Raw genomic sequence first — 9,910 nt, 5'->3', positions numbered from 1 at the left:
AGATGCATAAAGCCATCCTTGATTATATGAACTCCGATGCTTTCCGCCCGACAGCGAATATCGCTCCGGAACTGATTCAGGAACTATTCACCAAAGTGGCGGGAGACGTGAAATCCTATACCAAAGATTCACCCGACGAACTAAAACCGAAAATAAATTAAACTAATTGATGACTGATATGAAAACAACATTTCTCGGACTTCTGCTGCTGACAGCAACAGCTATCAGCGCTCAGGAACAAGCCCGCACATTCCAACTGGCAGACGCCCCCCGCTACAGCGAGGAAACAGGTTACGGATATGACCTTGCACCCACTCCCGAAAAAGGGAGCAAAGCACCTTTCTTCTTTTCTGTCCGTGTGCCGGACGGTAACTACAAAGTAACCGTACGCCTCGGAAGCAAGAAGCAGGCAGGTGTAACTACCGTACGAGGCGAATCACGCCGTCTCTTTATCGATAATCTGCCCACCAGAAAAGGGCAGTTCACAGAGGAGACATTTATCATCAACAAACGGAATCCACGCATATCCGACAAAGAATCGGTACGCATCAAACCCCGTGAAAAGACGAAACTGAACTGGGACGACAAACTGACACTGGAATTCAACGGTGACGCTCCCGTATGTCAGAGCATCAGTATCGAGCCTGCCGACCCGTCTGTAATTACCGTATTCCTGTGCGGCAACAGTACGGTAGTCGATCAGGACAACGAGCCTTGGGCCAGCTGGGGACAAATGATTCCTCACTTCTTCGGCACCGATGTCTGTATCGCCAATTATGCCGAATCCGGCGAATCGGCAAATACCTTTATCGGAGCCAAACGACTGGCGAAGGCTTTAAGCCAGATCAAAAAGGAGACTATCTCTTTATGGAGTTCGGTCACAACGACCAAAAGCAGAAAGGGCCGGGCAAAGGAGCTTACTACTCCTTCATGACCAGTCTGAAAACATTCATTGACGAAGCGCGTGCACGCGGAGCGCATCCGGTGCTTGTCACTCCTACCCAACGTCGTAGTTTCGACGCCAACGGACATATCCGCGACACACACGAAGACTATCCGGAAGCGATGCGCTGGCTGGCAGCCAAAGAGAATGTTCCCCTGATCGATCTCAATGAAATGACACGTACCCTGTACGAGGCGCTGGGACCGGACACTTCCAAACGTGCTTTCGTCCACTATCCGGCAGGAACGTATCCGGGACAGACCAGGAATTTTGCAGATAATACGCACTTTAATCCTTACGGTGCCTATCAGATCGCCCAATGCGTCATCGAAGGGATGAAGAAAGCCGTTCCCGAACTGGCGAAGCATCTGAAAATAGACCCGGCATACAATCCCGCACATCCGGACGATGTGAATACTTTCCACTGGAACGATTCACCGTTCACGGAAATAGAGAAACCGGATGGAAATTAAAAGAATCCTATACTAAAAGACTATATGAGAATTAAAAACCTCCTTCCCCTACTTCTGGCAGGCTCGTTGATGATAGCGTGCACTCCTGCCAAACAAGCCGGCAACAGCTTCGAATGGGGGCAGGTACCTCAGCAACCGGATTTATCGTGGGCAGACAGCGTAGGCAGCCGCCAACTTCCCGGAGACAAGATGATTATATCCGCCAATTCCTTTGGCGCAGTAGCAGACAGTACCGTACTCAGCACAGAGGCCATTCAGAAAGCAATCGACAGTTGCGCTGTCTCCGGCGGAGGAACGGTTGTCCTGCAACCGGGGTATTACCAGACAGGAGCCTTGTTTGTCAAAAGCGGCGTAAACCTACAGATTGGCAAAGGGGTGACTCTGCTTGCCAGCCCCGACATCCACCATTATCCCGAATTCCGTTCGCGCATAGCAGGGATAGAGATGACATGGCCGGCAGCAGTGATCAACATTGTCGACGAGAAGAACGCTGCCATCAGCGGAGAAGGTACACTGGACTGCCGTGGAAAAGTCTTCTGGGATAAATACTGGGAAATGAGGAAAGAATACGAAGCCAGAGGGTTACGCTGGATAGTGGATTATGACTGCAAACGTGTACGGGGAATCCTCGTCGAACGCAGTTCGGACATCACACTGAGCGGTTTCACCCTGATGCGCACAGGATTCTGGGGATGTCAGATTCTCTATTCCGACTATTGTACCATAGACGGACTGACTATCAACAATAACATCGGCGGCCACGGCCCAAGCACGGACGGCATCGACATCGACTCCTCCTGCAACATACTGATCGAGAACTGTGACGTAGACTGCAACGACGACAATATTTGTATCAAATCGGGACGGGACGCGGACGGACTGCGTGTGAACCGTCCGACAGAGAATGTGGTAGTGCGCAACTGCACAGCCCGCAAAGGAGCGGGACTGATCACCTGCGGCAGCGAAACTTCCGGCAGCATCCGCAATGTATTAGGCTATGACCTTAAAGCTGTCGGCACATATACCGTGCTGCGACTGAAAAGTGCCATGAACCGTGGGGGAACTATTGAGAATATCTACATGACCCGTGTCAGCGCAGAAAATGTTCGTCAGGTATTGGCGGCGGATTTAAACTGGAATCCGAGCTACAGCTACAGCACTTTGCCCAAAGAATATGAGGGCAAGGAGATTCCGGAGCACTGGAAAGTGATGCTGACTCCGGTAGAACCACCCGAAAAAGGGTATCCGCGATTCCGTGACATATACCTCTCACAGGTAAAAGCGGAAAATGTAGATGAATTTATCTCCGCTTCGGGCTGGAATGATACATTGCGTCTGGAAAACTTCTATCTTTACGGCATCGAAGCGCAGACCAATAAATCGGGGAAAATCTGCTATACGAGAAACTTTAATCTATCGGAGATAACATTGGACGTCAAAGACAAAGATGCTATTGTATTAAAGGAAAATGAACAAAGTAATATCCACTTCGACTATGTTAAAACAACTACTGACCGTCGTACTGCTGGCAATTTGCCTCATTAACGTACAGGCGCAGCAACTGACTCCTCCAGCCGGAACTTTCCGTCTGGGAATATCGAAAGGAACCGACAGTCACTGGCTGGCGCCTCAGGAAAAAGTGAAAGGAATCGCTTTCCGGTGGAAAGCCCTGCCGGATACCCGCGGCTTTATCCTCGAAGTAGCGGTCACCTCCTTGCAGCAGGCCGACAACTTATTCTGGAGCTTCGGAGACTGTCAGCCGGACATGGATATAAACGTGTTCAGCGTAGAAGGACAAGCCTTTACCTGTTATTATGGTGAAAGTATGAAACTCCGCACCTTGCAAGCAGTCACTCCCACTGACGATATCCGTTTGAGTAACGGCCGTCAGGACAAGACTCCCCTCTTGCTTTATGAATCGGGGAAACGAACAGACCGTCCCGTCCTCGCAGGGCGCTGCCCGCTCGCAGCAAACAGTAAACTTTATTTCTGTTTCTACGAGCAAAATGCACGAGCAGATTATAATTATTTTATGTTGCCGGATCTTTTTGCAAAGATTGATGAACTTAAACATAGCAAAAAATGATAATCCATACAAAGATGAAAAGAATATATCTGTTACTCAGCCTACTGACCGGTTGCCTGTATATGCAGGCAGCAATCTATAACGTCAGAGACTTCGGAGCAAAAGCGGACGGAAAGGCGATTGACTCTCCCGCCATCAACCGTGCCATCGAAGCTGCCGCACAAGAAGGCGGAGGTACCGTATACCTGCCTGCCGGAGAATATGCCTGTTATTCTATCCGGCTGAAAAGTAATATCCACCTCTATCTGGAACAAGGCGCACGCATCATCGCAGCCTTTCCGGAAAAGGACAAAGGATACGACATGGCAGAACCCAATGAGCATAATAAATACCAGGACTTCGGTCACAGCCACTGGAAGAACTCCCTGATCTGGGGAATCGGTCTGGAAAACATCACCATCAGCGGTCCGGGACTGATCTACGGCAAAGGACTGACCCGCGAAGAAAGCCGCCTGCCGGGTGTAGGCAACAAAGCGATCAGCCTCAAGGATTGCCGGAACGTCACGCTGAAAGACTTCTCCATGCTCCATTGCGGACACTTCGCCCTGCTTGCCACCGGTGTAGAGCACCTCACCCTGCTTAATCTGAAAGTAGATACCAACCGTGACGGATTCGACATCGACTGCTGCCGCAACGTACGCATCAGCCAATGCACGGTCAACTCCCCGTGGGATGACGCCATCGTTCTGAAAGCCTCTTATGCGCTGGGACGTTTCAAAGATACGGAGAACGTTACCATCAGCGACTGCTACGTCAGTGGATTCGACAAGGGAAGCGTACTGGACGGCAGCTGGCAACTCGACGAACCGCAGGCACCCGATCATGGATACCGCACCGGACGTATCAAGCTCGGCACGGAAAGCAGCGGAGGTTTCCGCAACATCGTCCTCACCAACTGTATCTTCGAACATTGTCGGGGACTGGCGCTCGAAACCGTAGACGGTGGTCATCTGGAAGACATCGTCATCAGCAATATCACCATGAGAGATATTGTCAACGCTCCTATCTTCCTTCGCCTGGGCGCACGTATGCGCAGTCCGGAAGGGACACCCATAGGCACCATGAAGCGTATTCTGATCAGCGACATCAATGTGTGGAACGCCGACAGCCGGTATTCTTCCATTATCAGCGGCGTGCCCGGTGCATCTATCGAAGATGTTACTTTCCGCAACATTCATATATATTATAAAGGTGGATACAGCGAAGAAGACGGCAAGCGCACTCCACCCGAACAGGAGAAAGTATATCCCGAACCCTGGATGTTCGGAAGGATTCCCGCCAAAGGATTTTATATCCGTCACGCAAAGAACATAACTTTCGACGGTGTCCGCTTCCACTTTGCACAGCCGGACGGACGTCCGCTCTTTGTGACCGACGACGCAGAAAACATTGAATACTATCATACACCCCAAGAATAATGAACAAGAAACAACTGATACTCCTCTGTATGCTCGCAGCAGGTGGAAGCATACAAGCGCAACAGTGGCCGGATACCCCGACAGAAGCCCGTCCCGGCACCAGATGGTGGTGGCTGGGAAGCGCTGTCGATGAAAAGAACCTGACTTACAATCTGGAAGAATACGCACGTGCCGGCATGGGCGCCGTAGAAATCACTCCCATCTATGGTGTACAGGGCAATGACGCCAACGATATTCAGTTCCTTTCTCCCCGCTGGATGGAAGTCCTCAAACACACACAGGCGGAAGGAAAACGCACCGGCATCGAGATCGATATGAACACCGGAACGGGATGGCCCTTCGGAGGACCGGAAGTCAGCATCGAAGACGCGGCAAGCAAAGCCATCTTCCAGACTTATGATATAGAAGGAGGCCAGGAAATCGTGCAAGATATCAATGTGACAGACAAGAAGCAACAACCTTATTCTGTCTTAAGCCGTGTAATGGCATACGACGAAAACGGACGCTGCATCAACCTTACATCCCACGTCAGGAAAGACAAACTGGAATGGAAAGCCCCTGCCGGAAAATGGAAAGTGATAGCGCTGTATAACAGCAAGACACGTCAGAAAGTGAAACGTGCCGCCCCCGGAGGGGAAGGATACGTAATGAACCATCTTTCCAAGACTGCCGTCAAGAACTATCTCTGCCGATTTGACCGTGCTTTCAAAAGCAGCAAGACGAGTTATCCGCATACGTTTTTCAACGACTCTTACGAAGTCTATCAGGCAGACTGGACAGAAGACTTTCTGGATCAGTTCGCCCGCAGACGGGGATATAAGTTGGAAGAACATTTTCCGGAGTTTCTGGATGAAAGCCGTCCGGAAGTCAGCCGCCGCATCGTATCCGACTATCGGGAGACGATCTCCGACTTATTGCTGGAGAACTTCACCCGTCAATGGACGGACTGGGCACACAAGAATGGCAGCATCACCCGTAATCAGGCACACGGATCGCCTGCCAACCTGATCGATGTCTACGCAGCCGTAGACATCCCCGAATGTGAAGGATTCGGTTTGTCCCAATTTCATATCAAAGGATTACGTCAGGATTCATTAACCAAAAAGAATGATTCGGACTTGTCGATGCTGAAATATGCCTCTTCTGCCACACATATCGCCGGGAAGCCTTATACTTCTACCGAAACATTTACCTGGCTGACGGAGCATTTCCGCACTTCTTTGTCGCAATGCAAACCGGATATGGATCTAATGTTCGTCTCCGGCATTAATCATATGTTCTTTCACGGCACTCCTTATTCGCCGAAAGAAGCCGAATGGCCGGGATGGTTGTTTTACGCCTCTATCAATATGAACCCGACGAACAGTATCTGGCACGATGCCCCTTCGTTCTTCGATTATATCACCCGTTGCCAGAGTTTCCTGCAAATGGGTAAACCGGATAATGATTTCCTTATTTATCTGCCTGTCTATGATATGTGGGATGAGCAACCGGGACGTTTGCTGCTATTCAGCATTCATCACATGGCCAAGCTTGCTCCGAAATTTATAGATGCCATCCACCGTATCAATAACAGCGGATATGACGGAGACTATATCTCGGACAACTTTATCCGCAGCACCCGTTTCAAAGACGGACAGCTCATCACTTCCGGCGGAACCGGTTACAAAGCGCTGGTCGTACCCGCCGCCCATTTAATGCCGAATGACGTTCTGGCTCATCTACTGAAACTGGCACAACAGGGAGCCACTATCGTATTCCTCGAAAACTATCCGACGGACGTACCGGGATACGGTCAACTGGAACAGAAGCGCAAGACTTATCAGCAGACGCTGCAAAAGTTACCTTCCGTTTCATTCTCCGAAACAACGGTTACTCCGGTAGGCAAAGGCAAGATTATTACAGGTACGGATTATGCGCGTACTTTAGCTAGTTGTAATATTCCTCAGGAAGAAATGAAAACCAAGTTCGGACTGCAAGCCATCCGCAGGGTGAACGATAGCGGACACCATTACTTTATCTCTTCTCTCCAAGATAAAGGAGTGAATGATTGGGTGACACTGGGAACCAAAGCCGAAGCTGCTGCCTTCTTCAATCCCATGACCGGAGAATGCGGAGAAGCAAAGGTACGTCAGATCGGAGAACAGACACAAGTCTACCTCCAACTGAAATCCGGTGAATCGGTGATTTTGCAGACTTATCAACAGCCGCTGCAAGCTGCCCGGCCCTGGAACTATATTCAGGAACAACCGTTCAGCCTCAGCCTGGATCATGGCTGGAAACTACACTTCGCCGAAAGCGAACCGGAGATAAAGGGTACGTTCAATATCGACCGCCCTTGCTCATGGACAGGCATCGACCATCCGGCAGCCAAGATTAACATGGGCAGCGGTGTTTATTCATTGGATATCGAATTGCCCGCTCTGCAAGCCGATGACTGGGTACTCGACTTGGGAGACGTACGCGAAAGTGCCCGTGTCCGGATCAACGGTCAGGAAGCGGGCTGCGCATGGGCAGTACCTTATCAGCTACGAGTAGGTCATCTGCTGAAATCAGGAAAAAACCACATCGAGATAGAAGTCACTAACCTCCCTGCCAACCGGATAGCCGAACTGGACAGGCAGGGAGTGCAGTGGCGCAAATTTAAAGAAATCAATATTGTCGATCTGAATTATCGTCCGGCCAACTATGGTCACTGGGCTCCCATGCCTTCGGGATTAAATAGCGAGGTCCGGCTGATTCCGGTAGATTATTTATCTTTCAAGACACACTAAAGTTATTATTTAAATCTACTTTCAGTTCAAGATAAGGCAATATAGTTCGGGCCTGACTAAAAAGTCAGTAGTATCTCCAATTCCCCTCCTTCCCGAAGGAGGAGAATAGAGATAGAACCGACTTTTTAGTCAGCCTCTTTTCAGCCTGTTATTTTAATCTATACCTGTTATTTTAATCTATAAATGAAATAGTCAGGCTAGTTCTTCTATGGCTGTAAAAGCCTGCTTTTAAAGTTTACGTATTTCTGCGTCCAAGGACAATGCACAAGACATTTCAAACAGGTACTGCATCCATATACATCAATTATATCATCTCTTGAGATTGTTGTATTCCAGGTGGTTCCTTTCAATACTTTTCTTTCGCATATATCCCTACAAATATTACAATTACCACACTTCGGGGAAATAGGGGCATACGGTACAGTTTCTAACGGTGCATCAGTTAAAACGGTACCAAGACATTGCGCTGCACCATATTTAGGAGTAATAAACAGATTGTTTTTCCCAATCCATCCTAATCCACTAAGTTGCGCTACTGTTTTGTGAGGTAAAACCGACTCCTTCGTTTCAAAATTAAACACTCCTTCTGCCAAAAGTCCCGCATCAGATTGTGAAAGAGCTTTATACCCTTTGCTGACAAGAAATTCAGCTAACTCGTCTGTTACTTCTCCCACTCTATTTTCAGTTTTCACATACTCATCTTCAAGAGCAGGTTTATAATCCGGATTATTAAATACATCTTTTACAAACTTCGGACTTATTGCGATTCCTATTAATATAGCACATGGCAAACCTCTATTCTGCCTATTGGTCAACTTGGATATATCTACGAAATGAACAAAATCGACTCTTGACTTTTTCAATTCATTCTCTATTTCTTTATTCATATTTCTTTCTTTTTGACAGGGAGATAAATATCTGTGATTAGTTCCGAAACCGGAGTTTTTTCGGGTGTATTGATATAAGTCTCAAAAGTAAATGGTTCTCGCAAGCTATAATCATTTGCAGGTAGCCAGTCAAGATAAATATAACGATATACCCTATTCAGTCCATGGTATAGTCCTTTAAAACGGAATATAGCATATTCACCCGCAGGAACTTCATAAATACCGAACCCCTTCGGAATTTTAAATGATTGTGGTAATGTTACTCCAACCATAAAACGACTTTGTTCTTCAGACGTGATAAAAGGATAATCAAGAGTCAGGCTCACATACTTACATCCTTTTGATAATAATTCATAGCTTTCAGAAAATTGTAGCACCTGTTTCCATAAAACAGAAAAGCTATGGCTGGCATGATGTGTTCTCTCTAATTTTAAATATGCAATCCGTGTATGAGGCACTCTTTCAATACTTGGTTCAATCTGTATTGGATTCTTGCCTTCAGAACAGGCATTTGAATGTCTTTTACGAAATTCAGGTATAGAGCAATTAAAGTAGTTTTTGAATGCCCTTGAAAGCGTATGTTTATTCTGATAATTGATTTGACTAAGAATCTCTGGGACACTTATATTGGTGGATATTAACTTAAAAGCAATGTACTCCAATCTTAATCGTTGGATGTAATTCCCAAGGCTATCACCGCAAACTGCTTTAAAAAGTCGGCGGAAATGATACTTGGAAATGCATACAATTTGGGATAACTTTTCAGAATCAAGGTCATCAAATAAATGACAGTTGATATATTCTTGAACTCTGATCACCAATTCGTATTGTATGTGAGCGGTATTAATTTTTTGCTTCCATCTTTTAATTTCAGGTAACCGTCTGGACATAATTTCTCTCAACTCCGGCGAAGTATGGCGTATGCCGACTTCTTTATAGTATTCTTCGGGAAAAAGTCCCCAAAGGTAGATAAGATAATCCATTGAGAAGTCATACAGTTTAACTCCATTTTTCAGACAGTAATCACAATATTCCTCATTTTGGTCTGCCTTCAGATTGGTATAATCAATATCCAAAGGTATTCCGCAAGTCTGGCAATATTTTGTTTCAGAATTGATGTTCATAAGTTTTTATTATTGAGTGCAAAGTTAACCAATATGTTATGCAAAAAGTTACCATAAATAGCCTTCTTTCGTTTTAATTTGCTTTTTATTGGTTCTGCATATCTCCCCACGTAATTTGAATGCGTTTTTGCTCTCATGCTCTAACAATTTGCCTGCATCCCTTTATTCATCGTTGTTTCAAGTATGGTAGCAAGTGTGGTAGCAG

General features: G+C 47.0%; 6 protein-coding genes and 1 pseudogene. 5 read left to right on the top strand and 2 right to left on the bottom strand.

The features are described 5' to 3' along the window. Window positions 1-178: 178 nt before the first annotated feature. The 5 genes and pseudogenes from HMPREF9007_RS22720 (at window position 179) to HMPREF9007_RS22740 (ending at window position 7,694) form a co-directional block, all read left to right on the top strand. Window positions 179-1,416 (top strand): annotated as a pseudogene (locus HMPREF9007_RS22720) (rhamnogalacturonan acetylesterase). 24 nt (window positions 1,417-1,440) lie between these two features. After that, a complete protein-coding gene (locus HMPREF9007_RS22725; protein WP_008759810.1) occupies window positions 1,441-2,961 on the top strand; it encodes a glycoside hydrolase family 28 protein in 1,521 nt (506 codons plus the stop codon). Beyond that, window positions 2,912-3,502, top strand: a complete 591-nt coding sequence (locus tag HMPREF9007_RS22730) for a DUF4450 domain-containing protein (protein WP_008759809.1) — start codon at window positions 2,912-2,914, stop codon at window positions 3,500-3,502. The genes HMPREF9007_RS22725 and HMPREF9007_RS22730 overlap by 50 nt, the downstream gene beginning before the upstream one ends. Before the next feature lie 14 nt (window positions 3,503-3,516). Next, window positions 3,517-4,920 carry a glycoside hydrolase family 28 protein gene (locus HMPREF9007_RS22735; protein ID WP_008759808.1) on the top strand — a complete coding sequence of 468 codons (1,404 nt, stop codon included), beginning with the start codon at window positions 3,517-3,519 and terminating at the stop codon, window positions 4,918-4,920. Further along, on the top strand, window positions 4,920-7,694 hold the full coding sequence (locus HMPREF9007_RS22740) for a glycosyl hydrolase (protein WP_008759807.1): 2,775 nt from the start codon (window positions 4,920-4,922) through the stop codon (window positions 7,692-7,694). Before HMPREF9007_RS22735 ends, HMPREF9007_RS22740 begins: the two co-directional genes overlap by 1 nt. 206 nt (window positions 7,695-7,900) lie before the next feature. Here the strand turns inward: HMPREF9007_RS22740 and HMPREF9007_RS22745 are convergent, their stop codons facing one another. Together HMPREF9007_RS22745 and HMPREF9007_RS22750 are read right to left on the bottom strand one after the other, a co-directional pair. Next, on the bottom strand, window positions 7,901-8,581 hold the full coding sequence (locus HMPREF9007_RS22745) for an epoxyqueuosine reductase (protein ID WP_008759806.1): 681 nt from the start codon (window positions 8,579-8,581) through the stop codon (window positions 7,901-7,903). Next, on the bottom strand, window positions 8,578-9,705 hold the full coding sequence (locus tag HMPREF9007_RS22750; RefSeq protein ID WP_008759805.1) for a GyrI-like domain-containing protein: 1,128 nt from the start codon (window positions 9,703-9,705) through the stop codon (window positions 8,578-8,580). The genes HMPREF9007_RS22745 and HMPREF9007_RS22750 overlap by 4 nt, the downstream gene beginning before the upstream one ends. Window positions 9,706-9,910: the final 205 nt, after the last annotated feature.

This window comes from Bacteroides sp. 1_1_14, assembly GCF_000162515.1.
In the GTDB taxonomy this organism is placed as follows: Bacteria; Bacteroidota; Bacteroidia; order Bacteroidales; family Bacteroidaceae; genus Bacteroides; species Bacteroides thetaiotaomicron.
The sequence above is the reverse complement of the archived record's forward strand: the minus strand, read 5'-3'. Positions and strand labels throughout refer to the sequence as shown.

What these genes read in the sequence shown, in the direction of transcription:
- HMPREF9007_RS22725 (WP_008759810.1), top strand. Translation starts at nt 1,441, where the DNA reads ATGAGAATTAAAAACCTCCTTCCCCTACTTCTGGCAGGCTCGTTGATG.
- HMPREF9007_RS22745 (WP_008759806.1), bottom strand. Translation starts at nt 8,581, where the DNA reads ATGAATAAAGAAATAGAGAATGAATTGAAAAAGTCAAGAGTCGATTTT.
- HMPREF9007_RS22730 (WP_008759809.1), top strand. Translation starts at nt 2,912, where the DNA reads ATGTTAAAACAACTACTGACCGTCGTACTGCTGGCAATTTGCCTCATT.
- HMPREF9007_RS22735 (WP_008759808.1), top strand. Translation starts at nt 3,517, where the DNA reads ATGAAAAGAATATATCTGTTACTCAGCCTACTGACCGGTTGCCTGTAT.
- HMPREF9007_RS22750 (WP_008759805.1), bottom strand. Translation starts at nt 9,705, where the DNA reads ATGAACATCAATTCTGAAACAAAATATTGCCAGACTTGCGGAATACCT.
- HMPREF9007_RS22740 (WP_008759807.1), top strand. Translation starts at nt 4,920, where the DNA reads ATGAACAAGAAACAACTGATACTCCTCTGTATGCTCGCAGCAGGTGGA.